This is a genomic window from Hymenobacter cellulosilyticus, from assembly GCF_022919215.1.
GTDB lineage: Bacteria > Bacteroidota > Bacteroidia > Cytophagales > Hymenobacteraceae > Hymenobacter > Hymenobacter cellulosilyticus.
Window position 1 is genome coordinate 1,278,630 of record NZ_CP095046.1, and the last position, 26,339, is coordinate 1,304,968.

Sequence of the window (26,339 nt, forward strand, 5' to 3'; positions counted from 1 at the left end):
GCTACGCAACCAAGCGGCGGCGTAAGATTTCGATGAGCTCGGTTTTGGTCCGGATTTTTCGGTCGAAAGCCCGCACTTTACCCTGCAGCATGGTCCGGAACGTGTCGTTGCCGGGGGAGTCGCTGAGCTTGCCCAGGTTTTCCTCCAGCGTAACGCGCTCCTGCTGGTCCGACTTGATAAAGTCGCGTAGGGCCTGAATGCGGGTATTAACCTGGTCTTCCTTAGAAAGCACCTCGGGGCTGCCAGCCTGGCGCTTGCGAATGAAATGTTCCAAGGCACTCATTTCAAACACCTTGTCGCAAGCCAGGATAAAGGCTTCCCATACCCGGTCCGATTCCTCACCGCGCACGGGGCCCACCTTTTTCCAGGCGGCCTGCAGCTCTTTGGCGCGGGCTACGGCTTCGTTCATGGGGCGGTTGAGCAAGGCGTCGGCCTCGGCTACCAGGGCGCGCTTGCGGCTCAGGTTGTCGTCGGGGCCGCCGGGCGCGGCGGTTTCCACCCGCTTGGTGCTGATGTGTTCCTTGAGGCGCTCAAAGAAGTGGTTGTGGGCCGCCCGGAAGCGCGTCCATAGCTCATTGGCCTGCTTGCGCGGCAACGAGCCACCCACTTCCTTCCACTCTTGCTGCAGCAACTTGAGCTTGGCCGTGGTGCCCTCGAAGTCGTCGGAGTTCTGCAAGGCTTCTGACTTGTGAATCAGCTCTTTGTACTTGTCGAAGACGCGGTTGGTCATGGCCTTCTTCTGGGCCAAAAACTCCTTTTTCTTCACAAAGAACTCTTCTACCGCGTCGCGGAAACGGTTTTCCAGCTCCTCGGTAATCTGCTTGTCGACCGGGCCGGTCTTTATCCAGGCCTGGCGCAGGTCCTTGAGCTTGTCGCCGGCGGCCTGCCAGTCGATGGTGTCGCGCAGGGCTTCGGTTTCCTGAATCAGGCTGATCTTGGTGGCCAGATTTTTTTCCCGGTTGCGGGCAATGGTCACATTGATATTTTCCTCAGCCTCAGTGAGGCGGCGGTGCAGGCTTTCGAAGTCGCCGAGGCCGTCGTAGGTGGCCGTCTGCTCTTTTAGGTGCAGGGCTTTCATCAGAAAAGAGCCCTTATTCTCGGACTCCTCCATCTTGCGGAGAAGCTCGTCAACTTTGCCGCGGAAGTTCTCAAAGCGCTGGGCAAAATACAGCAGCGCGGCTTCCTCGGTATCTTTTACCAGGCCAATTTGCCGGGCAGGCAAATCCATAACGGGTCGTAGCCACACCTGGTCGCCCTCGATGTAGCCATAACGGCGAGCTTCGGCCAGTAAGTGGTCTTGTGGTTCCATAAACGAATAAGCAGGGCGAATAGGGTGAAGGGGGGAGTTCGGAGCGGAAATATGTACAAGATTTACGGCATGCCTAACAGTTCCATTGCTTTTTTGATGGCCGCCGGTCAAACGGCGGAATCTTACGCCGGGCTGCCTACCTTTGGAGAGCCAACCTAGAAGCTGCGGCTGGAAAGAAAGCAGAACCAGTTGTATGCTCTCGAATGGTAGGCTACGCACTGGCAGCCTGCACGGTTATGAGAATGACGTAACGTGCCGCCGGCTGCCTGGGTAGGTCGCCACGGCAAATTGAATCGGTTTAGGTGCTTCAATGAGCCCGCAAAATATCGAGTATTACCAAATCCCCAACTGTTTAAGGTTTGCGGCGGCTCTCTTTCACACGTTTTGCGCCGCCGGGCCCGCCACCAGCTGACGGGCCACGCCCGGCCGGCTAGGCTGGGCGGGCATCTTGGGCAAGTCCACCTCTCTTCGTACGTTTACTTAAGGGCCCTGAGGTCCTACCACTTCCAACCACCCTTCGCATGAGCGACCAGACGATTATCTTTTCGATGGCCGGCGTGACCAAAGTCTACCCGCCGCAAAAAACAGTTCTCAAAAATATTTACCTCTCGTTTTTCTACGGGGCCAAAATCGGGGTGCTCGGTCTCAACGGCTCGGGTAAGTCCAGCCTGCTCAAAGTTATTGCCGGCGTCGACAAGCAGTTTCAGGGCGAAGTGGTCTGGTCGCCGGGTTACACGGTGGGCTACCTCGAGCAGGAGCCCCAGCTCGACCCCACTAAAACGGTGCTGGAGGTAGTGCAGGAAGGCACGGCCGAAACTGTGGCCTTGCTCAAGGAATTCGACGAAATCAACGAGGCCTTCGGGGCCGAGGATGCCGACTTCGATAAGCTGCTCGAGCGCCAAGGCACCGTGCAGGAGCGCCTCGACCAGCTCGACGCCTGGAACCTGGACTCCAAGCTGGAGCGGGCTATGGATGCGCTGCGCACCCCCGATGCGGATGCCATTATCGGCAACCTCTCGGGCGGGGAAAAGCGCCGCGTGGCTTTGTGCCGCCTGTTGCTCCAGGAACCCGACGTGCTGTTGCTGGACGAACCGACCAACCACCTCGACGCTGAGAGCGTGCTGTGGCTGGAGCAGCACTTGCAGCAATATAAAGGCACCGTCATTGCCGTAACCCACGACCGGTACTTCCTCGACAACGTGGCCGGCTGGATCCTGGAGCTGGACCGCGGCGAAGGTATTCCGTGGAAAGGCAACTACTCCTCGTGGCTGGAGCAGAAGTCGAACCGCCTGGCCCAGGAGGAGAAGACCGAAAGCAAGCGCCACAAAACCCTGCAGCGGGAGCTGGAGTGGGTGCGCATGGCCCCCAAAGCCCGGCAGGCCAAGAGCAAGGCCCGCCTCGCCAGCTACGACAAGATGGTGAACGAGGACGCCAAGGAGAAAGAACAGAAGCTCGAACTCTTCATCCCCGACGGTCCGCGCCTGGGCGCCCAGGTAATCGAGGCCGAAGGGCTGACCAAGGCATTTGGCGAAAAGCTGTTGTTCGAAAACCTGAGCTTCTCCCTGCCCCAGGGCGGTATTGTAGGAATCATCGGGCCCAACGGCGCGGGTAAAACCACCCTGTTCCGCCTGATTACGGGCCAGATGCAGCCCGACGCCGGCACCTTCGAAGTAGGTCCCACGGTGCAGACGGCCTACGTCGACCAGCAGCACGACACACTGGAACCCAACAAGTCGGTGTTTGAAACCATTTCGGGCGGCACCGAAACCATGCTGCTAGCCGGCCGGCCGGTGAATGCCCGGGCTTACGTGAGCAACTTCAACTTCCGCGGTGGCGACCAGGAAAAGAAAGTAGGCAGCCTCTCGGGCGGGGAGCGGAACCGGGTACACCTGGCTACGACCCTGAAGCAGGGCGCCAACCTGCTGCTGCTCGACGAACCGACCAACGACCTGGACGTGAATGCCATCCGGGCTTTGGAAGACGCGCTGGAGAACTTTGCCGGTTGCGCCGTGATTATCAGCCACGACCGGTGGTTCCTGGACCGCCTGGCTACCCACATCCTGGCCTTCGAGGGCGACTCGCAGGTGGTGTGGTTCGAAGGCAACTTCTCGGACTACGAGGAGGCCAAGAAGAAGCGCCTGGGGGATGTCGAGCCCAAGCGGGTTCGGTATAAGAGCCTGGGGTAAGCTAGACGAACCGACAACACAAAAACGCCGCTGGAATGCTTTCAGCGGCGTTTTTGTGTTTTTATCTGGTTACCGGCCGGCTTACACTTCATCGGGCAGAACTTCCGCCTGGAAGCCGGCCGCGCGTAGCAGCGTGATAAGCTCGGCGGCCGGGATAAAGTCGGTGGGGGATTCTATTCGCAGAATATTGTCGCAGTCATCCAGGTCGAAGTTGGCCCGGTACTGAGCAAAGTTCTGGTGAATCTGGTGGAGCAACTGCCGGGCGTGGCGCCGGGCTCTGACGTTGGTTTTAAAGACTTCTACCATAACGCGGGCAGGGAGAGATAGTAGATACTACATATGCGGGTCAGCCTAGGCCACGCTGAGCTCGGCTTTGGGCTGCGGGTCAGCCTCGGCGCGACGCCGGTTGGTTTGGTACGACACGGCAATGATGAGGAAGCCAACCGCTACCGGCAGCCACTGGCCCAGCGGGTCGCCCACTGAGAGGCCCGAGTACATGGCACCGGCCAAATCGAAAACGAAGCCGGCATAGGCCCACTCCCGCAGGCGGGGAAAACCGGGCACAAGCAGGGCCAGCACGCCCAGAACCTTGGCGACGCCCAAAAACGGCAGCAGGTAAGTTGGATAGCCCAGGTGCTTAAAGCCTTCCACCGCCTCGGGCACGCTAAGCAAGTTGGTAATCCCCGACATCAGCATCAAGGCCGCCAACAGGCCGGTCGAAATCCAGTAGAGCACATTGGTCGTTTTCATGGCAAGAAGCAGTTATAAGGTAAAACATGGAAAAATTGATGGGCCAAACCCAGGGCTGATGCTAACTACAGTAGTGGCATGCAGCAGCCCGGAGTTTGATTGCCAACAAATTTAGTAATACCCGACTTGGCGTAGCAGGGCCAAATCCGACTTATTGCGGGTGTTTTGCGACAAGGCTTTGCTCTGACAACTAACTACCGATTACCCAACCAGAACTGCTGTAGTGCAGAGTCTTATAGCCCGGCAACCACGTGGCAGAACGACCCGGCTGAACAGTTTTAGTCGGGTTGTTTTAGGGGAAGTACCGTCCTGAGGTAAGCTGTGTACAAGCTGCCAGCACCTACGGGGCTGCACTATCCGGGCCGGCCGCGTACTGGCTAGCTGACGCTGGTTGAGGTAGTTTTCCAAGGCAGCCAACCAGGCTTTTTCGCTGGCCGGTACGGCAATTACCGGGCTGGCCTTGGCAGACTCACCACCAGTAGGAAGTGATGAGCTCTGCGGCTGACGGGCCCCGGAGGCTGGTCGGGACCGAGACACAGCGGGCTTGCCGGGTGAGGAAGTACGCCAGCGGTTTTTGTAGCCCACGTAGGCGTAGTTCGTGTTTTCGAGGTGCGGGCGGCTGCGGGCAGTGTTGTCTTCGCTGGGTGTCTGCTCCGTAATGTGGCCGATGAGCAAGTCAATTTTCCGGTTCCTGAGGGCGCGGTAGAGCTGCTGCTCGTTGCCGGGTACCCATTCGACCTCGGCCGCTAGTTGCCGGGCGAATCCCGTGATAAGGGCCGTATCCATTCCGTGCGGCCCCCGCAAGCGCGGATTGGGCGTAAGCTCTTTGCCCGGGGTATACCCAACCCGTAACACCGTGCCCGAACGCGGGCCAACGTGCCCTGTGCAGTAGCGGGGGCCTTGGTTACCACGTTTGCAAACAAGCCGCTACCCAGCGACAACAGATAAGCCATGCTGCTAAACGTGAGCAGGCAACCACTAATCAGGAGAAGTTTCATAACAAACAGCGCCAGGCAGTTGGTGAGCAAACCCAAGTACGGAATAATATCGAAGTGTAAAATACTGATTTTCAGCTCCAGAATCCGTACAGATAAATACGCGGCAAGACTGCGCCGGCCAATGAGGGCGGGAGTAGAGCTTGAGTAGCGTAGAAAAAAGATGCCCTGCCCAGAGTAGCATCCGGACAGGGCACTGTGGCCACGAGCGTGGCGCTGGTGAGAAGATACGTTAGTACTTGAACAGGTAGCGGGCCGTGAAAAGCCGGGGCCGTAAACGCTGCAATGCCCCAGAGACAGCCAGAATTCTGCTGGCTGTTATACTGCTTCAGCGGGGCTTTGGGCCAGTGCCGCCAGCCCGCTCAGAGAAGGAGCATAGAAATACTCGCCCCCGCGCATCGTCACGAACTGAGCAAAATGTGCGGTAGCCTTTGTGCTTCTGTTCCAGGCGGTTGGGAAGGTGAGTTCTGCTCGCTTGCCCTGACCGATAATAGGGTCGAGGCCGACGAGGCCCTTATCAAATAGGAAACGCTCGTTGTTGGCCCAGGACTTCTGCAGAAATTCGAACTGCTGGCCAATGTTGCGCTGGTAGCACATGAACAGCAGGCCCGCGTCCTCGCCCTGCTGGGCACCTTTCCGCGACCCGTAGGGAATGCCCCGCCGAGTGATACGGTGCCGGAGCTCAGCAGCATTGTTGGTTTCGCCCGTGGGTTCATCTTGCGGATGTGGGCATGGAAAGGGCATTTTAGTCCATCCTTGTCGGCATCGAAATTGAAGTTGTTGGTGAACAGCGGCTTGCCGTGCGTGGCTGAATTTGGGTCTTGATCTGTATCCTGCGCCAGCAAGGTGACCGGAGTACCATTTTCGAAGCGCCCGACCAGCATAGCACCGGCTCGTTCAGCATCCTCTCCCTGTAGGTTCAGCGCCTCGGCCAGTGCTGTTTCGGCCTTCTCAAACCCGGGTACGTCTTGCGCGAGCTTTCGGAATACGAAAAAGCTGCCCCAGGCGTCCTCTTCCTGGCTTAGGGCATCGGGCACCAGCACCAAGTCTTCGGCCTTCAACTCCATATCCCGGCTGTGGGGCTGGGGCCCTCAGGGCTAACGTCGTCGGAGAGGTAGAGGGGCTGACTTACCCCATCAGCATAGCCGAAGTGCTCGATATCGTGTTCTTTACCTTCCGGGCCTTCCTTCAGCCGTTTTCCTTGCTCCTGCACACGCACCTGAATTCCAAAGTCAGCAGACTGGCTTAGAACATCTTTTGCTACTTGCTGCAGACCCTTTTCATTGTTGTCGGCCAGTAGCAGCAGGGCATGTATGGCGCTGGGCGTAGTGTCAGCATTGCGCCAGCCAGCATCCCAATCAGACAGCTTGGGGTCTTGTAGCTCACTGTCGGCCAGGTTGCGCATACCGGCTTCGAAGGCCCATTCCGACCCAGGCCCGGAGTCTGGGAGGCTTCCTGGGGCATGGCAGGAGCTTGCAGGCGGCGCAGGCCGTCGGCCGTAAAGAGCAGACTGGTAAAAAGGCCAGCGTCGAATTCCTCCTCTCTTTTCTCGGCCGCCTGAAACTTCTTGCGGTCCTCTAGCTGGCGGGCAGTAGAAATGATGTGCGGCTTGCCCGGGCCTTGGTCAGTGAGAAGCTGGTCGATCCACCGCCGGACTTTAGCGGTGTCCACGAATTCGAGAAAGAGCAGAGTGACGTTTTCTCGTCCGTGGCCTTTCAGAATGTTGCCTTGGGCCTTGCCGTAGCTTTTAATTGCTTGGTCGGGGTAATGAGAGCAGACATGTTGGAAAAAGAAAAAAGTAGGAAAATGCCTGCCAGCGGAGTGTTAGGTTGTGGCTAACCCGACCAGACCTAGTGAATAGCAGGCAAAATGGATGTAGCTGGCCGCTTGGAAAGAAGAGTGAACCAGAGCCATTCCAGCTGGCCTTCAAAAGTCGGCTACTGTTGAGGCTTTCGCTTCCGTGCTACCACTGAATTTGGCAGTTGCTCCTCAGGTATTTACCTGCGAAAAGTCCAGGTTGCCATCAGCTTCTATTGCCTGCTTCACCATTGGCCATAAACAAGACAAGCCAGCGGATGCATCTCCGCTGACTTGCTGTTACTTAAAAAACCCGTGCTCCGCGCTTGACAGGCGGGCCGCTAGTGCGGCATGTGGCTGATTTTGGCCTCATCCAGGTCGAGCTGGGCTTCTTGGTGGCGCAGCATTTCTTCCTCGAACACATCTTCGCGGCGCAGCACAAACAACTCCTCGCGCTGCACCTGCAGCACGTCGAGCAGCACCTGGTGGTAGCGCTGCAGGGCCAGGCGTTTGGACTCATCGTAGTCCAGGGCTTCGAGCAGGTTGCCGGTACGCTGGGCTTCGGCCTGCATGCGGTGCTGCAGGGCGCTAATCATCTCGTTGTTTTGGATGTCTTCGGCATATTCCCGGGCTAGGTGGGCCAGGGCCACGTGGCGCAGGCGCAGGCGGATACCGGCTTCCTGCTCGTCGGTAGGCATGCGTTCTTCGGTTTCGGCCACGCCCGTGAATCGAATCAGTAAGGGCAGAGTGAGGCCCTGAAACACGAGCGTCACCAGAATCACAACGAAGGTGATAAATAGAATCAGGTTACGCTGCGGAAACGCCTGCCCGTTGCTCAGCAGTAGGGGCACCGACAAGGCCGAGGCCAATGACACCACCCCGCGCATACCGGCCCAGCCGATGATAACCGGCCCCTGCCAGCCCGGACTGGTTTCCTGGGTGCGGATGCTGTGCGAGAGCCAGCGCGGCACGAAGGCCGCCGGAAACATCCAGACCAGCCGAATAACGATGACGATGGCGCTGATAATAAGCCCGTAGGTAATAGCCTGGCTTAAGGAGTAGTTGCCCAACCCCTGCACGGCTACCGGCAGCTCCAGGCCGATGAGGATGAAAACCAAGCCGTTGAGGGCGAAGCCCACGCTGGTCCACACGCTGTTGGTTTGCAGGCGTGTGTCGGCGTCGAAGACTCGGTGGGAGTGGTAAGACAGCATCAGCCCGCCGCTCACTACGGCCAGCACCCCGGAAAAGTGAAATTCCTCGGCCAGCAGGTACATCACGTAGGGCGCAATAAAGGTGAGCACCGTGTTGATGCTAGGCGTAGTGGGCAGGTACTTATGAATCAGGTAAAAGCCGTAGCCCACGGCCAGTCCGACGGCTAGTCCCATGCCGCTGGCCAGCAAAAAGCTGGTGGCCGCCTGCTGCCACACAAACGTGCCCGACACCACCGCTGCCAGGGCAAAGCGAAACACAATCAGGCTGCTGGCGTCATTAATCAGGCTTTCCCCTCCAGGATGCTGGTTACGCGGCGGGGCACTTTTATACCCTTAAGCACCGAGGTAGCCGCCACCGCGTCGGGCGGAGAAATAATGCCGCCCAGCAAGAAGCCCAGGGCCAGTGTGAAGCCCGGAATCATGGCCTGCGACACGTAGGCCACGATGGTAGAGGTAAAAAATACCAGTCCGAAAGCCAGCAGGGCAATGGGCCGCTTCCACCGCCAGAAGTCTTTCCAGGAAGTGTCCCAGGCGGCCTGGTAGAGCAGGGGCGGCAGGAAAATCAGGAAGATGAGGTCCGGGTCAATGACGATGAGCGGCAGGCCCGGCACGAAGCTCAGCGCCAGGCCGGCCAGCACCAGAAAGATGGGGTAGGAGATGCGCAGCTTCTGGCCCAGCATGACCAGCAGCAGCATGGCAAAGAGCAGGCCCAGGACCAGCAGAATATTTTCGTGGAGTACGTTGTCGTGCATAAAGTGGGTAACTAGCCGCGGCGCATCAGCTGCCGCCCGGAGGCGGAAGGTAGCCGCTGCCCGCCAAAAACGCTACAATTCGGGCCCGTGGCTGCGTATCTTGCCTGGCCCTATGCCCGACCTGTCCCACTACCTCACTCGTTTTTGCAAGCTCAAAACCAGCAAGCTGGGAGGCGAAGAAGCTCCCTACAAGCCGGCCCTGCTGCTGGCCGTGCTCGAAGGCATCGAAGACGGTAGTATCCAGGACAACCAAATCGTCATCACGCCCGAGCTGCTGGCCGCTTTCCAAAGCAACTGCCGCGACCTGAGCACCTCCGAGCGGTTTCGGGCCAACAACTTCGCCCTGCCGTTTTACCACCTTACCGGCGACGGGTTCTGGCACCTGCGCACTCACTTCGGCCAGCCCTTGCTGCTGACAACTTCCGGCTCGCCGCGCAGCCTGGGCCACCTGCGTCAGGTGGTAGCCTATGCCGCCTTCGACGCGGAGCTGTGGCTGCTGCTCCAGGATACGGCCACCCGGCACACGTTCCGCGACGCCCTGCTAAGCCGGTATTTCCCACAGACCCGCTACCACTACCGCCCCAGCGCGGGTCCCGAAGCATTGCGGGAGTTGAGCCAGCAGATGCTACAGGAGCCCGCCGCCTTGTACCAAACCCACCTCAACCTCACCGATGAAGTGGATACGTTTATGCGGAGCGGCACTTTCAAACGGGTCGTGCTGGAAGCCTACAACTATACCTGCGCCATTTCGGGCCTCCAGTTGATCAGCACCGGCACCAGCGCCGTAGCCCCGCTGCTCGATGCCTGCCACATCGTGCCCTGGTCCATCAGCCACGACGACACCATCGGCAACGGCCTGGCCCTGACGCCCACCCTGCACCGCGCCTTCGACCGCCACCTGCTCCGCATCGACCAGGACTACCGGGTGCGGGTGGCCGGCTCCTTCCGCGAGCTGCGGGGTCAGGAACACGGGCTCTTGCAGTTTGAAGGCCAGCAGCTGCGGCTGCCCGAGCGGCGGGAGTGGTGGCCGCGGAAGGAGGGGTTTGGGTCGGGAGCTGGCAGATAGTAGTGAAGCCCTGATACTTCCTAGCAAATGCGGGGCCGACGCCGCCAGTAGCAGGCTGCCGCACTTATTTTCCCTGCCCGCCGCCGATAAATCGGTTTGCTAGTGTAGCTTAGGTACTCATCCCCAGAACTAGCCCTATGAGTGAGCCAGCCCCCATTTCGCGTAGCGCTCAGCGCCACCTCGACCTGATTCGCCACCACGACGAAACCCTGGCCCAGTACCAAGCCGATCCGGCCGTAGCGGAGTGGCTACAGCAGTTTCGGGACAATGGAGCCCGCTTCCTGGAGCGCTACGCCAGTGAGCGGGCCAGCGCGCTGGTAGACGGCCGCTCGTTCTGGGACATCAACCAACAGGAAGAAGCTAATCTGGTGCAGGAGGCCACCGAACGCCTGTGGGAGATTCAGCAGCGCAAGCTGTTTGAGCTCCAGTGCCGCTGGCGGGCCGAGGAAGTACGCCTGCCAGCGGAGCTGGTAGTGCTAAGCCAGGACTTCGAGCGCTGGGGTACTCGCATCGAGCAATGCCCGCTGGTGCCGCCCATCGCGGCGGCCGAGGTAGAAAGCTACCTGACGTACCTGCTTAGCGACGCCTGCACCGATGCCGCTGGGGACTTCGGCCGTCATCACGACTGGCAGCACTACGAGCGTTTCCGCCGCTACCTGCTACTACAGGCCGAGGGCCAGAATCCCGAGCAGGTGCGCCGCGAAGCCGGCCAGCACGCCGAACCGGGCTTGGGCGGCCTGATCGGCATGCTCGACGATTTTTTCCTGGGCTATCCGGCCTGGTATGCCCACTGTGATGCCGCGGCTGGTCCGCCCAACCTGGTGCTGTACCTGCCCAACCACCGGGGTGAGAAAGAAGAATACTACCGGCATTTGGGCCGCACGGGCAAAGCGCCCAACGTGTACGAAGAGCCCGACAACGACGAACCAGCCCCCGCCGACCCCGCGCCCACCGCCCCGGCCGCCGACCCGCCCCTGCGCTACCTCGGTCATGACCAGTTCGCGGGCCTCACGGATACCCTGATGCGTAAATTTGAGACACCGGAGCTGCTGCGCTTCCACGAAGCCCTGTCGCATGAGCCAGCCATTGCCCCGGTGTTGGCCCCCGGCACGGACGACGATGACGATGACGACGAGCAGGCCGACGTAAACGAGGCCGCCTTGGCTGAGATGGGCTCCGAAGCCGGGCGGGTACTGCTGGAAATTCCGGAGCGCCTGCCCATTGAAGCCCACACCGACTGGCGCGTAGCCCTGCACCGCACCTGGCTCGGCTGGCGCAAGCAGCGGCTGGCCACGGCCCTGCGCGCAGCCGTCGCCGACTATGCCGCCCGCGAGCAGGCTGGTCAGCCTCATCCTTCGCCCTATCCGGAATCCGACCTGAGTGACTTGGCCCGGAAGTCCTGGAAGCAGGAGCGCAAGCTCATCCTCAAGGGGCGGGAGCGGGCCGGGGAGCCCCGCGACTTCAACTTTTAGCTGCCCGCAGCGGGCGGCATTGGCTGGCCGGCGTGGCGTATTCATCCACTAGTTATCCTTCGGTTTGTTATGGATTATCATCATGCCGCCCTGGCCCGCGAGGCGGAGCTGGGGCAGGTCCGCCTCGCCACCGAGCACGCCCTGCGCACCGACCCCCGCTACCAGCCCTACCTGGCCGGCTACACGCCCGCCAGCGTCGAAGCCTTCATTCAGCACTACGCCCGCCACAAGGTGCGGTGCCTGGAACAGGGGCCCAACATGGTGAAGTTTCGGCTGCACCAGGTCATTGAGTATCAGGAGGAAGCCTATGAGCGGCTCTTCGACGTGCAGCGCAAGAAGCTCTTCGACTTGCAGGTGCGCTGGCGGGCCGGCGAAATCCCCCTGCCTGGTGTTCAAACCTACCAGCAGTTTGCGGCCTGGCAGCGCAAGGGGATTCACCGGTGCCCATTTCTGCCGCCCATTACGCGGGTCGAATACGAGCTCTACCGCGACTGGCTGGCCAGCGACGCCTGTCAGGAGTTTGCCAACCACCAGGACTACTACCGCAACGATTCGGAGTGGCAGGACTACGACGCCATGCGCGACGAGTGGGTTCGGGCCCAGGCGCCCCCGGCCCCGCCTGCCGACGAGGATAAGTGGAAAGAATACCTCGATTACCCGGCCTGGTTTGCCTACTACGATGCCCGCACCGGGGCCCCGGCCGGCTACCCCTTCGCCACCCATTCCAACCGCCGCGGGGAGCTGCAGGACCACTACATGAACCTGGCCCGGGAAGAGGAGTGGGCCCGCAACCCGCCCGCGCCCTACGTACCCGCCCCCCGCCCCGATGTAATGGGCTTTCCTCACGAGCCCGATGCCTTTGCCGATGCCCCCGACCGCTACCTGACCGAGGACGACTGGCACTTCGCCGAGTTTGCCCGCCGTTTCGACCCCGACCCGGAAACCCTGCTGGCCTACCGCCGAGCCATGCTGTGCGTGTTCAACGACAACTACAACAACGTGCTCAGTAACACCAACCGAAACCTGGAGTTGCTGGCCGATGCCCGCGGCCCCTGGCCCGTGCCCGCCCACCCCGACTGGCGACAGGGCATCTATGCCGCCGCCGCCCAGCTCCACCGCGAGCTGCTGCTCGCCGCCCTGCCCGCGGTGTTCGAGGACTACGAATTCCGCCTCCAGGCCGGCCTGCAACCCGCCCCACCTGACGAGTACCGCGCCTACCACGACGACGAGCCCGCCGAAGATCCCGCCAAGGAGTGCCGCATTATGCCCTACCTCAAAAAATCCATCCTGCGCGGCCGTGAGCTGGCCGGCGAGCCCCGCAACTTCAAGTACTGAGGCGTAGGTAAGATACTCACTGAGGAGTTATACATTCCCACTGTACTTTCAAAAGTAAAAATCCGCAAGTACAGGTCGTACTGTACCCATAAATTTTTACTTTTGAAAGTACAGTAGACCTCCCGATGGGCCCGCATCCTCTTCTCTCCACCGCCGCCGTGCGGGCCCACTTCTCCTTGACTCAGAAGGAGCTGGCCCGCTTTCTAGGCATCACCAAGGCCCAGGTCAACAATGTGGAAAAGGGCCGCAGCAGCTTCTCGGCGGCCGTGGAGCGCCGCCTGCGCCTGCTCACGCGCTGGCTGCCGCAGAATCAGGCGCAGCCCCTACCAGCCCCGGTGGTGGGGGAGGCACCCGGACTCCTGGACCCCGGGCCCCTGCAAGACCGCCTGGAACGGTGCCGGCACCTGGCCCGTGGGGCCCGCTACGAGTTGGAGGAGCTAGGCCGCCGGATAGAGGCCGGCCGGCGGCGGAAGCAGGCGTTGGAGGAACTGGGCACCATCCTTACACCCGCCCCCGCTTTGCCTGCTGCCCTGCCGCCCGACCCGGCTTCCGACCCCGAGCGCGACGCGGCGTGGCTGGAGCGCCTGCGGGCCGATACGGCTTGCGCCCCAAACCCGCCGGGTGCCGCGGAGGTGGCGTTGCTGCGGGTGCGGCTGGCCACCCTGGAGTTCGAAGTCGGGCAGTTGGAGCAGCTGCTATAAGAGGCTGAGCTAGTCCTAAAATGAGAATATTCAATAATTGATATACCAATTTGGGAAACCCTTGACGGGTATATAGAAGGTCGTTTATATTTCGGTTCACCATTTTATTTTCACCATTAACCTTCTGTATCAGTATGGATTACAAAGTAGAGTTATTGACCACCCCGAAGAGTGCGACGCTGCCCTGAGCGTGTCGGCCGAGCGGCGGCGTATCCTTACCAAGCGGGAATCTGACAGCACGTACCAGACCGGAGTCATAACGAAAGAGGCCACCCAGCTGACCAACGAGCTGAAGGGTCTCACTAAGGAAATTGAATTTCTGACGCCTTACCTAGCTACCCTGGAGGCAGGTGACGAGAAGACCAAACGCGAAAAAGAGTTGCGCAGGGCCTCCGCCCGGCGCGGGGAATTGCTCAGCCGCCAGGCCGCACAAGGGGCAGTGGCCCTACTGGAGCGCCAGCTGGAGCAGACCGAAACCACAGTCCGGCTTGAGGCCGTTGCTGCCTACGAAACCAAGGTGCGCCAGCGCAAGGACGAGTTGCTGGCCGCGCAAGGGTAGACCAGGCATAGCTCAACACAAAACAGCCCGCCCGGAGTGCTCCGGGGCGGGCTGTTTTGTGTGTAGTAGCCCGTAGGGGCCGGGGAGTGAAAAACCTGCTCCGAAGAGGCGCTGCCGAGCCGGAAGGCCGCGCCGCAAAGTAGATTTCCCTTGTTGTGGCACAGAAGGGTTTAGTAAGCCGTCAACGGAGGGCGTTGGTAACGCGCCGGGCTGCTGCCAAACGCAAACCACGTAGAGGAGAGCTTAATAGCTAATAAATGCTATATTTAATCAGCTACTCGTCAGGGGTAGTCGGTTGGGTGGCTTCCGGGCGGTGGCGCTGCTGAGCCGACGTATCCTGCGCCGGCCTGGCTGGCGGCTGGTGGTGCTCCGAAGCACCCTTCGGCAAGCCCGGGCCGAGAGAGTTGGCCGGTAAGCTGTGTTTGGAAAGACGCGAAAGAATGTAAACCCCCGTCCTGGCGTATGTTGCAGAACCTGTTTCGCCTGCTGGGCCGCTTATATAGTCTACTCTGGACCTGCATCTTCGTAGCTCTGCTAAGCGTAGCCGCAGTGCTGACCTGGCACTTCTACCAGCAGGAGCATCTCGAAAGCCAGCTGCGCGCCGCTGGACAGCCCGTGACGGTGCAGGTAGAGCAGGTAGAGCGGGAGCCCCGGGCCTTGTGGGACGGGCTGGGCAACTTCGCCTACCTGAGCTTCCGCTACCAGGGCCGGCCCTACGAAACCCGCTTCGTGAACGACACGCTCTGGCTATCGGAAGGCGACCGGGTAACCTTGCTCTACCACCCTGAGCTCGACGTGTTCGGGCAGGCCCCGCCGCAGCAGGTTTCCAGCCCCGACCGGGTCGTGTCGCGCCTGATTCGGTGGACGCCCGTGGCCGACTTTACCCAGGAAAGCAAGGCCCTGGTCCTCTTTGTGTTGGTGGTAATGGCCCTGTTCTTCGTCGGGAGTGGGCTGCTGGCTTCGCTCACGGGCCTGGCCATTATCCGGACCCTGGCCCGGGGGTGCTGGTAATTTGCCTGGGGACAGGAGTTGTCTTCTTCACGTACAGCGCCGTGCAGTACTATAGGTATGCCGACCAACTTCAGCGCAACGGGCAAGCAATGGAAGTGACGGTGATTGATACGGACCGGGTTTCGCACGGTAAGCGCACCAGCTGGTACACCTATGAGGCAACCTTCTGGTTCAAAAATCAGGGGCGGGTCATACCCATCGAAAAAGCCGACTACGAACGCCTCAAGACCCCGAATTCCCGCCTGGCCGTGCGCTACAACCCTGCCCTGAACGACTTTATCCCCGCCGACTACGACCCTGGTTTTTCCGAACTGGCAGTGCCCTTGTTTCTCGGGCTGCTGCTGGTGCTGCTGCTCCGATCCGGGGAAAGCCGGCCACAGCAGGCCCGCCCGCAGGAGCCGGGAGCAGAAGCAGCGGCACAAAGGCCGATTGGGTAACGATATAAGTAACAGGAAGTGCTTCTTGCCATTAGCTACCGATATAACCGATATAGTCCATTTATGCTCAGTCACCTGCCTGCTGTCCTGGCCGCTTTCTTCCTGATAAGCAGCTGTCAGCCCGCCTCGGAAACAGATAAGCCCGCTGCGCAAACCACTCCGGCCGGCGAGTGGATCGGTACCGGCGAACAGCGGCTCTGGACCCAGACCTACCGCAGCGCCCAGCTCACCGACCACCCAACTTTGCTGCTGGTGCTACACGGTGATGCGCCTTTCAACCGGCCCGCTTACCAGTATGCGCTGGCCCGCCAGGTAGCCCAGGCAAACACCAACGTGGTAGCTGTGGGCCTGCTGCGCCCGGGCTACACCGACCCAGCCGGTCACAAGTCGGCGGGGGAGCGGGGCGAGGCCACCGGCGACAACTACACGCCCGCCGTGATTGACGCCTTAGCGGCGGCCCTTACCACGCTCAAGGCCCGCTACCAAGCCGGCCGGGTCGTGGTGGCGGGCCATTCCGGGGGCGCGGCCATCACCGCCAACCTGCTGGGCCGTCATCCTGGCCTGGCCGATGCGGCCTTGCTGGCTTCCTGTCCCTGCAACGTGGCTGTCTGGCGCGCCCACATGAAGCGCCAGGTGGGCGGACCGGTCTGGGACCTGCCCACGCAAAGTGTGTCGCCGGAGCAAGTAGTAGCCCGCATTCCGGCCGCAACCCGAATAACGCTGCTCACCGGCACCGTCGATTCCATTGCGCCCCCGGCTCTGACCCAGGAATACTATGGCCGGCTACAACGGCAAGGCATTCCGGCGAAGCTGCGGGAACTCCCCGCCCAGGGACACGAGATTTTCCTGACCAAGGACGTACAGCAGGAGATTGGTCGGCTGCTAGAGTAAGAAGAGAAGAGGTCAGACCAGACTCTATATTTAGTTAGCCCGTTAGGTAGCCGGCCGCTACCTGGGTGGCAGGATCACCGAAATAACCGAGTTCAGGACATTCGTAACGGCCCGCAAGGCTGCCCTATAAAGGAATGGTAGAGTATCGGAAACAGCCCGCCCTGAAGGTCATTCGGGGCGGGCTGTTGTATTTGCTAGCACAGGGGCTCGGTCTGACTGCTCACGAATGGCAAGGCAAAAAGAACGACGTGTGGCAACGGGCTTTGTAGCAGGAGCTGCAGATAGTTACTGATTGTCGGCAGCGCCAGCTTTCGTTGATGATCTGAGTCAGGTGCGAGCATAAGCGGAGAATAATTTGCCAATTTGATTAGTTATTGCTAATTAGCTTGGGTAAAACCTTGCTCTGTATTTTCTCGCTATGGAAACCGCCCGTACCAGTGTCTTCATCAGTTACAGCCACGCCGATAGTCATTGGCGTGAAATGCTGGCTATTCATCTGCATCCCCTCATGCGCGACCAGCACGTGCAAATTTGGAGCGACCGGGACATCCGCAAGGGGAGCGGTGGCAGGACCGGATTCGCCGGCAGCTTGCCCAGGCCCGAGTGGCCATCTTCCTGGTCAGCGCCGACTTTCTGGCCTCCGAATTTATTCACGCCGAAGAGCTGCCGCCCTTACTGGTGGCGGCCGAGCAGGAGGGAGCCATTTTGCTCTCCATCATTGTGCGCCCCTGCGCCTTCCAGGATTCGCCCCTGAGCAGCCTGCAGGCGGTGAATAATCCCAGCCAGCCTTTGTCGGGCATGAGCAAAACCCAGCGGGAGCGGGTCATGCTCAGCGTCTACCAGGAATTGCGGGACGTATTCAAGCCCCCGAGTCCTCCGGCCTTGCCAGCTGCTGGCCCGGTGGGCAAGCCCGACTCAGGCACAGAGAGTAAAGCCCCGACTAAGCCCAAACGGAAAGCCGCTACCCGCCCTACTCCCCATGCTGAAGTAAACCCCGCGCCGAAGTCCATTCCTGCACCGGAGGCTGAGCCCACGGCGGAAGCGTTGCCGGCTAAAAATTCTACCCCTGCAGCCGCAAAGACGGCCGGCCAGAAAGCTGTAGTCCGGCCCCGGAAGCCCAGACCGAAAAAGTAGGCTCATGGCCGGGCGCCGACGTCCGGAGAAGCGTAGCTCGGGGAGGAAACCGCCGGTGCGTTCCGTAGTATATAGCTTATTCGTAGTATAAAGAAGGTTTGGCAGGTAACAGCCGGTTGGCCAGCCGAAAAAAGTAAACTTCCTACATTTAGGGCCTACGATAAAGAGGTATAGCTATGAAGCATCTGTATCACCGGGGCTCCGAGCGGAGCTTCGCCAAACCCGACCGGTTGGCGCGGTTCAACACGATAAATACGTCGTTTGCCGATGTATCGGAGGCCGATAGTATTGAGCTGGAGTACGAGTTCGACTTCAGTGAGTCCGACTCCGTGCTGTATACCGGCAACGCCGGGCCTTTTCCGGGCCGGGTATTTTTGCTGCGCTTCTGGCGGCACGCCAAAGACGGTGTGATGCACTTGCTAGGTTATGAAAAGCAGGGCCACTGGCGCGACCCTACCCTGTGCTACCCCAACTCCTTTGTGCGTTACTACAAGCCAAACCACCGCGAGCCACACGACCGGGAGCCGCAGGATCGGGACTCCGGTATCGACCGGCTGGCCAGCCGCCCCGTGCTGGTGGAGCTGGAGCCCGGCATGTATGAGGTGCCCAACTCCCTGGCGCGGCTGCCCATGCGCCGGGCCTCGGCTCTTACCGCTGGGGTAGTTCCTGTAAAACGAGCTGTGGCTACCAGGCAAGCAGCAGAGCCCAAAAAGCCGCCCCTGCCCAAGAGGCCGCCGTTGAATACGCCCATCCAGAAGAACATTCTCTTCGGAGGGTTTTCCACGCATTTTCGCAACCCGGCGCAGGCCGAAGAGGTCTTGGCCGGCATCGTAAAGGTGCTCAAGCAATTTCCCGAGCTGCACATCACCTTGGAAGGCAGCATGGACGGCCCACGTGACCTGGACCCCAAGCTCCGGGGTCGGGGGCCGGCTGCGCGAGCCTATCAGAATGCCCCAAACGTGATGAAGTCGATTGGTGGGGCGGAGACGTTCAATTCCCTGGGACACTTTATGGATGCACGGGTGCAAGCCATTAAGCGGCACCTGGTTAGCAAAGGCATATCGCCCGAGCGGATTACCTGCACCCGAGGCGAAATCTACCCGGAGCAGGCCACTAAGCGTAAGGTGACGGTTATCTTCTCCAATCCTTAGCCTACGTATGCGGACTTGGATATACTCTGGGCTGCTGTGGCTGGCCCTGCCGGCCCTGGGCTATGGGCAAGGCTACACCCCGCACCAGGCCGCCGAGCAGGACGTGGTATGCTGGCAGGAAGACCGTAAGCTCATGTGGCTGGATTTTCAGGCGAAAAGCCCCCGGATATGTCCCGGGAAAGAGTTATTCCCCACACGTTCCTGGCAGCTACTACCGAGGCTAACGCGGTAGTCTATCAGGTTCCTGTCGATGCCACCCACTTCAACGTCTTCGTCCGGGTAGAATTTGACCGGGCGGCTTCCTGGGTAAATAAAGCGCGGGAATTTGACCGGAAGCAGGCCCTGGCCCACGAGCAGCTGCATTTTGACATCACCGAGCTTACGGCCCGGAAGATGCGGCGTCTGATAGCAGCCTTCAAGAAAGCCAATAAGGACCTGGTTGGGAGCGAAATGAAAACTGAACTCGCCTGCCTCTACGCGGAGGAGTTCGAGATGAACATCCGGTATGATGAGGAAACCAACGTGCCCGAGCCGGACGCCACGCAGGCCAAATGGAATGCGCACGTCGCAAGGTATCTGCAGCAGCTAAGCGAGTTTAAGTCAACCCCCATGGATTGTATTGTGCCGTAAGAGCCCCGCTGGCTTACTCATCCATTTGAAAAAGGCCCTGCAGCTTGTGCTACAGGGCCTTTTTTGGTGTCTGGATGGCAGGTTAGTAAGATCAGCGGCTAGCTGTTATTGGCGTCATCGATTTTGCCGCCGTCGTTGGCCGTGCTGGGCGCCTGGCCACTGTCGTTGTAGTCCGTGCGGTCCTTGGTGGTGCTCTGGGTGTGGTGCTTGCCCTGGTTGTCGTCGCCGCCACCCGTGTTTTCAGATTCGGCGTTGGGCTCGTCGCCGCGGTGGCTGCTGCCCTTGGCGTCGCGCACTTCGGCTCCGCCGTCGTTGCCGTGGTTGCCACCATGGCGGCCGGTGGTATCATTAGGGCCGGCGGGCGTTTGGGTAGCGTCGCCCTGCTGCTGGCCGCCTACGCCGTGGGCGTTTTCGGGGCGGGCCGTGTTGGTGCCGTCGTTGGCCAGGTCGGCCTGGGTGCGGCGGTGCTCGTTCTGATCCATAGCTTAGAAGGGTTAGTGGGATGCGGAAGGTTGGTATACGCTATACGGGCTGGTAGATAGGGGGTTAACGGTTGAGGTAGGCAATTGCGGTTATGGCAATGATGGGGGAGGTAAGGTCCCGACTCACGCTGGCTGGCAGGGCGCTGGCTGCGGGCTAACCGCGGCACGGGGTAGAGGAGTCAGGCCGGGCTCAGCATTGGGGGTATAAGGTTGAGGCCCGACTGGTTGGCCCCGACGCTCCACGGGCGTATAGAAGCTGGAGTGCAGAAAGCGGGCAGGGTTATCGGTGGCCAGGTGCTGCCAGGCCTTGGCACCAGTGGGGCCGGTTTGCAGCAGGTACTGAGTTAGCTCACCGGCCAGCGTTTTTTCGGGCTGCAGGCGCGACACGAGGAAGAAGTCAGTGCCAAACAGCAGACGGTCCTGGTAAGGCGAGTCGACCTGTAGGTCCTGGGCCAGGGTTTCAAACAGGATGTCCTTGGGCTGGCCCCGAAACACCGCTGTGGTGCCCTCGGCCAGGGTAAAGGCTACGTCGGTGTACACGTTCGGGTACTTGCGCATCAGCCACCGCACGCCCTGGTACCAGTTGGTTGGGGGAGCAGTTGGGGTGAGCTTTTCGGGGTTTTTCAGCTCCGCCGCTATTTCGTCGCCGCCGCCATAGTGGGCCAGACAGAGCTTGAGCTCGGGAAAGCGGGCCAGTACCAGGTCGTAGAGCCGGGGCTCGAGCAGCAGGTCGCTGAAATGGTCGTTGCGGAAGCTGAGCTTGCCGGGCTTCACGGGCAAGGGAAGGCTGTTGTCGCCGAGCTTGAAGGGCGGATTGGCGGCATGAATCTGGGGCAGTAGATCGGCCGGCAGCTGGGGCCAGCGCAGTTGGTGGGTAAGCTCGCCCTGGTAGTAGATGCCCCCGCGGGAGCAGTGCGTCAGGACCGGCACCTGGTGCAGCTGGGCGTACTCGTACACCAGATCCAGCCGCTCATCGAAGGGAAAAAAGCCCAGCGAAGGGTAGAGTTTCAGGCCGACAAAGCCCCGGCACAGCCATTTTTTTACGAAGGCCAGGTTTTGCTCGGCCGAGCCCATGCGCGGGTCGATGCACAAGAAGGGCAGGCAGGTATCGGGGTGGCGCTTGCGCACTTCCAGCAGCTGCCAAAGCTGGCTCTCGTAGTTGAGCGTGGCCTGACCGGCGCTCATGTGGTCCATGTTGAGGGCCAGCACCACAAAGCGGGTGCCCGGCGGGTAGTGGGGCAGCAATTGCTTTTCAAACAGGCTGACCTGCGACACCCCACTGCCGATGTCCAAAAAAGCCGCGTAGCGCGTGAGCAGGGGCAGTCGAAACCGTTTGCCCAGCAACCCCACGACCCGCACTAGGATAGTTGTCATCCCGGGAATGCCGAGAACAAAGCGCAGCAGGCGGCCGAGCCGCCGCCCGGTGTACGCGTCCAGAAACTGGAGCGGGGCGCAGTCCAGGTTGAAAATGTGGGCGTGGCAGTTATAGATATTACCCATAAGAAATCAGGCAGATCAGGTAGATTCTTTCGCGGGAGCATTGGTAGCCGTGGGCGGCCGTACTCCCTGGTTGCGCATATTGACCAGACGGTTGAGCAGCTCAAACCAGAACGGGGCCCCAATGCTAAGCGCCGCGGCCGTGAGCAGCCAGCCCAGAGCCGTAAGCCAGAAGGATTGCTGCAGGTTGGGGGCGGAGGTAGTGGTCGGGGAGGAGCGTAATAGCAGGCCCGGAGTGGGCGCGGGGCGCGTAGAAGCGTGTCGCGCTGCCAAAACTGCTGCAGGATACGCACTGCCGAGGGCGCCGCCGATTTAGCCGGCTTTTGCTGGCGCTCATACCTTACCCAGTAGCTGGGGCGCAGGGTCGGAGTCGGGTTATCGAAGCCGGTTTTCTTCCGCAGCCAGCGCCAGATGTGCTGCCCAGTGGTAAGCGGCGTGTAAGCGGCCGGATAGTAGGCGTAGAATACTTTGGGCAGCTTGGTACTGTCGACCCGGGCCGCTACGGTCCACCCGATAGGGAAGCCGCGCGCCTGCAGGCCCTGGGTCAGGGAGTCGGCGTGCTGAACGAAGGTGCGCACCTGCTGGCCTATCCGGGTGGTATCGGCCGGCTTAGCGGTAGTAGCGGCGCTTTGCCGGGCAGCCGGAGTGGCTGCCCGCTGGCGGGCCAGCTCTTGCTGCACCACTTGGGTGGCATAGTCGGCTACTTGCCGGCGCTCGTCGGCGTGGTTCCAAAAGTAGCGGGCCACGTAGAGCGAATCCAGGTTGCAGGCTATGGCCAGCACCAAACCCAGCAAAAACAGATAAGGCCGGATTTCGCGCTTGTACCAGCCCGTGACGCGTTCCATGTAGTTGTCGTACCACACGGCCAGGCCCCGCAGAAACTCGGCAAAAATCTGGTCGTCATTGCCCTGTGGGCCAGCCGGAGTACAGCCCCGGGCGTTTAGTAGCAGGCTTTGCAGCAAGGTTTTAAAGTCACCCGGCGACACCTTGGCCAGCCCGGCTTCGAACTTCTGCAGGGGCGTGCCGGCTGGGTCGGTTACCTGGTACTCATACTCGCCGGTGGGGGCCGCAGTGCTGTCGGTACCCGACGGCTGCCGGGGTACAAACCGGTGAATGCGGGCCTCATCAATGACCAGGTCGACAATGGCCTTGACGAATACGCTCGAGGGCACGTAGGTTGGGCTGCGGCGGGCGGTTTGGGCCAGCATATCCACGCTGGGGTGGCGGTACATCATTTCCGCCCAGTTTTTGTCGTTGCCGCTGTTGAGGGCCTTATTCAGTTGATGCCGCAGAAAACGCCCCCGCAGGTTGATGCGGCCCGCAATAAGCTCGAAGCCCGAAAGCACCACCTGGCTGAAGAACAGGTAAAGCAAAGCCAGCGAAATTGCCACTTCTATAAAGGGCATCTGCATCATAGTCAGGATACTTAGGGGGCTAGAGTTATTCGCCTAAATTCCGCTGCTTCACCCAGCATTTCCTCCGTGCTAGCACTGAACTTTAGCCAGCACTTCGGCCCTCATAGGCGGCTTGCTAACATCAGGTATTAGTGCTGCTAAGACCTGCCGCGGGCTTGGCATAAATTAATTGCCGCCTTAGGCAACGCTCAGCAAACGCAGGGTATCTACTCTGGCTGAACCCCAAAGCTTTACCTCTATGAAAACTGCTTATCTCACACTGCTCTGCGGAGCCGCCCTGTTCGCAACCGTTACAGCCCAGGCTCAAGTGAAGCAAACCCGCCCGGTAGAACCCTTCCAGGCGGTGCATACTGGCGGCGGTATCGACGTATTTCTGACCCAGGGGCCTACCACGGCAGTGGTCGTCGATGCGGCCAGTGAGGTGCAGCCCCACATCCTAACAACCATCAAGAATGGCACGCTGGTCGTGGGCTGGGAGCAAAACTACTCGTGGAAAAAGATGCTGCCGGGCAAAAGCACGGGTAAAGTCAGTGTCTACATCACTTGTCCTACGCTTACCTCTCTCTCAGTGAGCGGCGGCTCAGATGCCCGCGGCGAAACGCCTTTCACGGCGGATGACTTAAAACTGTCGGCCAGCGGCGGCGGCGACATCAAACTGACGGTCACCGCCAAAACCCTTACCAGCGCCGCATCCGGGGCAGCGATATCACCGTTGCGGGCCGCACTGAGCGCCAGAAAGTATCGGCCAGCGGCGGCAGCGACTACCACGCCTTCGCCCTGCAAAGCGCCACCGCCGAGGTGAGCGCCAGCGGCGGCAGCGACGCCGAAATACTGGTGGACGGCGAGTTGAAATCAAGCGTATCGGGCGGCAGCGGAGTGCGCTACAAAGGCAGCGCTAAGCTGGTGAGCTCCCAGTCCAGCGGGGGCAGCAGCACCAAGCCGGTCCGCTAAACCCGGCTGTTTTCTTCAACCCGGCACTACCGTCAGCGCCCCGGTAGCCACAGCTACCGGGGCGCTGACGGTAGCAGTACGCTGGGGCGAGCAGCGCGGCGCTTCAGGCGGGCTATTTTCAAGACGCTTGAAACAAAGCGCCTTAAGCGGGTGTTGCGGGGCGTAACAGAAGTTTTTTTATGGAAGCCGGCTACCAGCCGCGGGCTTTGCGTAGGAACAACCTGACGTTACTTTCCCACCCATTCGCTACCGCGCTTTTCTCCTGCCCTATGCCCCGTACGCTTACTTTTCTGGCTGGCCTTGCCATGAGCCTGACCTCCGGTGCCTGTTTGGCCCAGCAGCCCGCCACCGCCTCGACGCCTCCCGCTTCCCTCGAGTGTTCCATGGTGACCGGAGTGGTAACCGATGAAAAACAGCAACCCCTGACCGGAGCTACCGTGGTAATCGTGGGGCTTAATGATGCCTTCAGCACCAATTCGGAGGGGCAGTACATTGTGAACAGCAAAAAGCCCCTGCCCCAGTCGGCGCAGGTTCTGATCAGTGCCGGCGGTTACGAAACCCAGAAACTGGTGCTCAACAGCTGCCAGTTGCCGGCCGTGTCGCTGAAGCTGCTGCCCGGCACCCGCTTCAAGCGCGACGGCCGCATCAAAAAGACGACTTCGACGGGCAAGGTGCGGTACTAGGTACCCGCGGTTCTTTAAAGAAGTTGATTTCAGGCAGCAGAACTGTGCCTGTGAGGGCCGCATGTAGTGTACTCCCGCTGCCGGCCTCACAAAGGCGCAACCCAGCCCTCCCGCACGGCCTGCACCACCAGTCCCACCAGGGTGCGGGCTCCGGCTTTCTGCAACAGGGCCCGCCGGTGGCTTTCCACCGTGCGCACGCTCAGGCACAGCCGCTCGGCTATTTCCTGGTTGCAGTAGTCGGCCACTACCAGGCGCAGCACTTCCAGCTCCCGGCGGCTGAAGGGCGTGGGTGGGCCTGATGGAGGCATAGCCAAGCCCGGTTTCAGCGTCCAGGGGCTGGGGTGCAGCGTCTTGGTAAGCAGTTGCTGAATAGCAGCGTTGACTTCCAGCGGCGGCGCATTGTGGGCCAAGATGGTCCAGGGGCGGGGGTAAAGCAGCGGCGAAAAGCTGCCGCCCGCGGTGCTGCTAAAGCATAGCACTTGCTGCTGGCTGCGTACCGCGTACAGGCTCTCCAGTAGCAACAAAAGGGGGACGCTGGCAATGGCTTCATCCACAACCAAGAGGGCATAGGCGCGCTGCTGCACAAAGGTGAGCAGCAGTTCCGCATCCGAAACCAGGCAGATGGTCAGGCCAGGGCAGGCTTCGCGCAGGACAGTAAGCAGGCCTTGCCGGTGCAGAGTGGCAGGAGCCGCAACAAGGGCGGCCCCGAGGTTCGACGACATAACAGGAGTAGCGTTATAACCATGGACACAGAATAAGCGGTTGGAGCAATAGGTAGCAGGCGTAGTAGGGCAGAGAGCAGTAGCCAAGTCGTGGTGGCTTGGCAGCGGCTAAAGTCCGCAGGATGTAGGCTATTTGCAATACCTACTTCTAGGTATATTGCGTGTTTTGTTCAGTTTTTTCTGGGTTTATTTAAAATTCAGTTGCCCGCTAAGGCAACAAAAAGCCCCGGCCACTACAAGCGCCGGGGCTGACTGTCAAGCTAGGAGCAAGCAAAGACTATTGCACACCCTTTACCCGCATGGGCAAGGTGTAAATTGCTTCCGACGCCGTGATAAACAAGGTTTTGCGGTCCTTGCCGCCGAAGCAGACGTTGGCCGTCCACTCGGCCGGAATGTCGATGTGCTCGATTTGCTTGCCGGCCGGGTTATATACCGTCACGCCCTTGCCGGTTAGGTACACGTTGCCCTGGTTGTCGATAGTCATACCGTCGGAACCTTGCTCTACAAACAGCTGCCGGTCGGTGAGCTGCCCGTTGGCCCCAATCTGGTAACGATAGGTTTTGTTGGCCTTGATGTCGGCCACGTACAGCTGTTTGCCGTCGGGCGTGCCGATAATGCCGTTGGGCTGCTCGAGCTTGTCGTCTACGGCTACGGGCTCTTTGCGGCCCTTGGCCAGGAAATACACTTTCTGACCACCAATGGCCGGGTCGGGCGCCTGGCGGGTCCAATACTCGCGCTGGTAATACGGGTCGGTGAAGTAAACGCCTTCCGTTTTGGGGTTTACCCACAGGTCGTTGGGTCCGTTGAAGCGGTGGCCCTGCACGTTGTCGAGCACCACGGTGGCCTTGCCGTCGGGCCCAATGGACCAGAGCTGGTTGTTTTCGTCGGCGCAGGCCAGCAGGCGGCCTTTTTTGTCGAAGTATAAGCCATTGGAGCGTCCGGCCTTATCCAGGAAAACCGTCAGCTTGCCGTCGGTGCCGTACTTCCAGATCTTGTTGTTGGGCTGGTCGGTAAAGAACACGTTGCCAGCCTTATCAACCGCCGGACCTTCGGTGAATTTAAACTGCTTGCTGACCAGCGTGGGCTGGGCCTTGTCGGCAATGATGGCGGCCGGCTGCTGGGCCACAGCCGTAAAGGTCAGGGTGGTAGCGGAGGCCGCCAGCAGGATCAGGCGGGACAAATTCTTCATAAAGTAAATACGG

Annotated in this window: 24 protein-coding genes and 2 pseudogenes; 14 read left to right on the plus strand and 12 right to left on the minus strand. The window is 60.5% G+C overall.

From position 1 onward, the window contains the following. Position 1: 1 nt before the first annotated feature. Complete coding sequence (locus MUN79_RS06325; RefSeq protein ID WP_244676894.1) at positions 2 to 1,309, minus strand: DUF349 domain-containing protein; 1,308 nt, start codon at positions 1,307 to 1,309, stop codon at positions 2 to 4. A 521-nt stretch (positions 1,310 to 1,830) separates the two neighbouring features. Between MUN79_RS06325 and ettA the strand changes: the two genes are divergently transcribed. Beyond that, positions 1,831 to 3,495 (plus strand): energy-dependent translational throttle protein EttA, encoded by a 1,665-nt coding sequence (gene ettA, locus MUN79_RS06330; protein WP_244676895.1) that lies wholly within the window; start codon positions 1,831 to 1,833, stop codon positions 3,493 to 3,495. An 81-nt stretch (positions 3,496 to 3,576) separates the two neighbouring features. On the opposite strand, the gene MUN79_RS06335 is transcribed toward ettA, so the two are convergent. The 6 genes and pseudogenes from MUN79_RS06335 to MUN79_RS06360 form a co-directional block, all read right to left on the minus strand. Next, positions 3,577 to 3,801 (minus strand): hypothetical protein, encoded by a 225-nt coding sequence (locus MUN79_RS06335; RefSeq protein ID WP_244676896.1) that lies wholly within the window; start codon positions 3,799 to 3,801, stop codon positions 3,577 to 3,579. A 45-nt stretch (positions 3,802 to 3,846) separates the two neighbouring features. Further along, positions 3,847 to 4,245 (minus strand): DoxX family protein, encoded by a 399-nt coding sequence (locus MUN79_RS06340; RefSeq protein WP_244676897.1) that lies wholly within the window; start codon positions 4,243 to 4,245, stop codon positions 3,847 to 3,849. A 201-nt stretch (positions 4,246 to 4,446) separates the two neighbouring features. Further along, a complete protein-coding gene (locus MUN79_RS06345) occupies positions 4,447 to 5,031 on the minus strand; it encodes a transporter substrate-binding domain-containing protein (protein ID WP_244676898.1) in 585 nt (194 codons plus the stop codon). Between the two features lie 527 nt (positions 5,032 to 5,558). Beyond that, positions 5,559 to 5,984, minus strand: coding sequence for a Dyp-type peroxidase (locus MUN79_RS06350; RefSeq protein ID WP_244676899.1), 426 nt, complete (start codon positions 5,982 to 5,984; stop codon positions 5,559 to 5,561). A gap of 313 nt (positions 5,985 to 6,297) precedes the next feature. Continuing rightward, positions 6,298 to 6,645 carry a hypothetical protein gene (locus tag MUN79_RS06355; protein ID WP_244676900.1) on the minus strand — a complete coding sequence of 116 codons (348 nt, stop codon included), beginning with the start codon at positions 6,643 to 6,645 and terminating at the stop codon, positions 6,298 to 6,300. 733 nt (positions 6,646 to 7,378) lie between these two features. Beyond that, positions 7,379 to 9,000: pseudogene (locus MUN79_RS06360) on the minus strand (Na+/H+ antiporter). 112 nt (positions 9,001 to 9,112) lie between these two features. On the opposite strand from MUN79_RS06360, the gene MUN79_RS06365 reads away from it, so the two are divergent. The 11 genes from MUN79_RS06365 to MUN79_RS06415 all read left to right on the plus strand — a co-directional run bounded on the left by MUN79_RS06365 (position 9,113) and on the right by MUN79_RS06415 (position 19,387). Further along, complete coding sequence (locus MUN79_RS06365) at positions 9,113 to 10,066, plus strand: HNH endonuclease (protein WP_244676901.1); 954 nt, start codon at positions 9,113 to 9,115, stop codon at positions 10,064 to 10,066. A 137-nt stretch (positions 10,067 to 10,203) separates the two neighbouring features. Further along, positions 10,204 to 11,538 carry a hypothetical protein gene (locus tag MUN79_RS06370; protein ID WP_244676902.1) on the plus strand — a complete coding sequence of 445 codons (1,335 nt, stop codon included), beginning with the start codon at positions 10,204 to 10,206 and terminating at the stop codon, positions 11,536 to 11,538. A gap of 69 nt (positions 11,539 to 11,607) precedes the next feature. Continuing rightward, complete coding sequence (locus tag MUN79_RS06375) at positions 11,608 to 12,873, plus strand: hypothetical protein (RefSeq protein ID WP_244676903.1); 1,266 nt, start codon at positions 11,608 to 11,610, stop codon at positions 12,871 to 12,873. Positions 12,874 to 12,998: 125 nt separating this feature from the next. After that, positions 12,999 to 13,574: a helix-turn-helix domain-containing protein gene (locus MUN79_RS06380; protein WP_244676904.1), complete on the plus strand. Its 576-nt coding sequence runs from the start codon at positions 12,999 to 13,001 to the stop codon at positions 13,572 to 13,574. Positions 13,575 to 13,764: 190 nt separating this feature from the next. Continuing rightward, positions 13,765 to 14,133: a hypothetical protein gene (locus MUN79_RS06385; protein WP_244676905.1), complete on the plus strand. Its 369-nt coding sequence runs from the start codon at positions 13,765 to 13,767 to the stop codon at positions 14,131 to 14,133. Positions 14,134 to 14,595: 462 nt separating this feature from the next. Next, a complete protein-coding gene (locus MUN79_RS06390; protein ID WP_244676906.1) occupies positions 14,596 to 15,144 on the plus strand; it encodes a hypothetical protein in 549 nt (182 codons plus the stop codon). A gap of 41 nt (positions 15,145 to 15,185) precedes the next feature. Then, positions 15,186 to 15,581: a hypothetical protein gene (locus MUN79_RS06395; protein ID WP_244676907.1), complete on the plus strand. Its 396-nt coding sequence runs from the start codon at positions 15,186 to 15,188 to the stop codon at positions 15,579 to 15,581. Between the two features lie 63 nt (positions 15,582 to 15,644). Beyond that, positions 15,645 to 16,472, plus strand: a complete 828-nt coding sequence (locus MUN79_RS06400) for an alpha/beta hydrolase family protein (RefSeq protein ID WP_244676908.1) — start codon at positions 15,645 to 15,647, stop codon at positions 16,470 to 16,472. A 531-nt stretch (positions 16,473 to 17,003) separates the two neighbouring features. Continuing rightward, positions 17,004 to 17,606, plus strand: coding sequence for a toll/interleukin-1 receptor domain-containing protein (locus MUN79_RS06405; RefSeq protein ID WP_244676909.1), 603 nt, complete (start codon positions 17,004 to 17,006; stop codon positions 17,604 to 17,606). A gap of 176 nt (positions 17,607 to 17,782) precedes the next feature. Continuing rightward, entirely contained in the window at positions 17,783 to 18,757 is a 975-nt protein-coding gene (locus tag MUN79_RS06410; protein ID WP_244676910.1) for a hypothetical protein, read from the plus strand. 168 nt (positions 18,758 to 18,925) lie between these two features. Further along, on the plus strand, positions 18,926 to 19,387 hold the full coding sequence (locus tag MUN79_RS06415; RefSeq protein ID WP_244676911.1) for a hypothetical protein: 462 nt from the start codon (positions 18,926 to 18,928) through the stop codon (positions 19,385 to 19,387). A 98-nt stretch (positions 19,388 to 19,485) separates the two neighbouring features. Here MUN79_RS06415 and MUN79_RS06420 read toward each other — a convergent pair whose 3' ends face one another. The 3 genes from MUN79_RS06420 to MUN79_RS06430 all read right to left on the minus strand — a co-directional run bounded on the left by MUN79_RS06420 (position 19,486) and on the right by MUN79_RS06430 (position 22,772). Further along, a complete protein-coding gene (locus MUN79_RS06420) occupies positions 19,486 to 19,869 on the minus strand; it encodes a hypothetical protein (protein WP_244676912.1) in 384 nt (127 codons plus the stop codon). A 123-nt stretch (positions 19,870 to 19,992) separates the two neighbouring features. After that, on the minus strand, positions 19,993 to 21,243 hold the full coding sequence (locus tag MUN79_RS06425; RefSeq protein WP_244676913.1) for an amidohydrolase family protein: 1,251 nt from the start codon (positions 21,241 to 21,243) through the stop codon (positions 19,993 to 19,995). Further along, a complete protein-coding gene (locus MUN79_RS06430; RefSeq protein WP_244676914.1) occupies positions 21,240 to 22,772 on the minus strand; it encodes a hypothetical protein in 1,533 nt (510 codons plus the stop codon). The genes MUN79_RS06425 and MUN79_RS06430 overlap by 4 nt, the downstream gene beginning before the upstream one ends. A 247-nt stretch (positions 22,773 to 23,019) precedes the next feature. On the opposite strand from MUN79_RS06430, the pseudogene MUN79_RS06435 reads away from it, so the two are divergent. Together MUN79_RS06435 and MUN79_RS06440 are read left to right on the plus strand one after the other, a co-directional pair. Further along, a pseudogene (locus tag MUN79_RS06435) lies at positions 23,020 to 23,732 on the plus strand (head GIN domain-containing protein). A gap of 269 nt (positions 23,733 to 24,001) precedes the next feature. After that, entirely contained in the window at positions 24,002 to 24,415 is a 414-nt protein-coding gene (locus MUN79_RS06440) for a carboxypeptidase regulatory-like domain-containing protein (RefSeq protein ID WP_244676915.1), read from the plus strand. Between the two features lie 86 nt (positions 24,416 to 24,501). Here the strand turns inward: MUN79_RS06440 and MUN79_RS06445 are convergent, their stop codons facing one another. Beyond that, complete coding sequence (locus MUN79_RS06445) at positions 24,502 to 25,137, minus strand: helix-turn-helix transcriptional regulator (protein WP_244676916.1); 636 nt, start codon at positions 25,135 to 25,137, stop codon at positions 24,502 to 24,504. A 277-nt stretch (positions 25,138 to 25,414) separates the two neighbouring features. Next, positions 25,415 to 26,326, minus strand: a complete 912-nt coding sequence (locus tag MUN79_RS06450; RefSeq protein WP_244676917.1) for an SMP-30/gluconolactonase/LRE family protein — start codon at positions 26,324 to 26,326, stop codon at positions 25,415 to 25,417. Positions 26,327 to 26,339 lie beyond the last annotated feature (13 nt).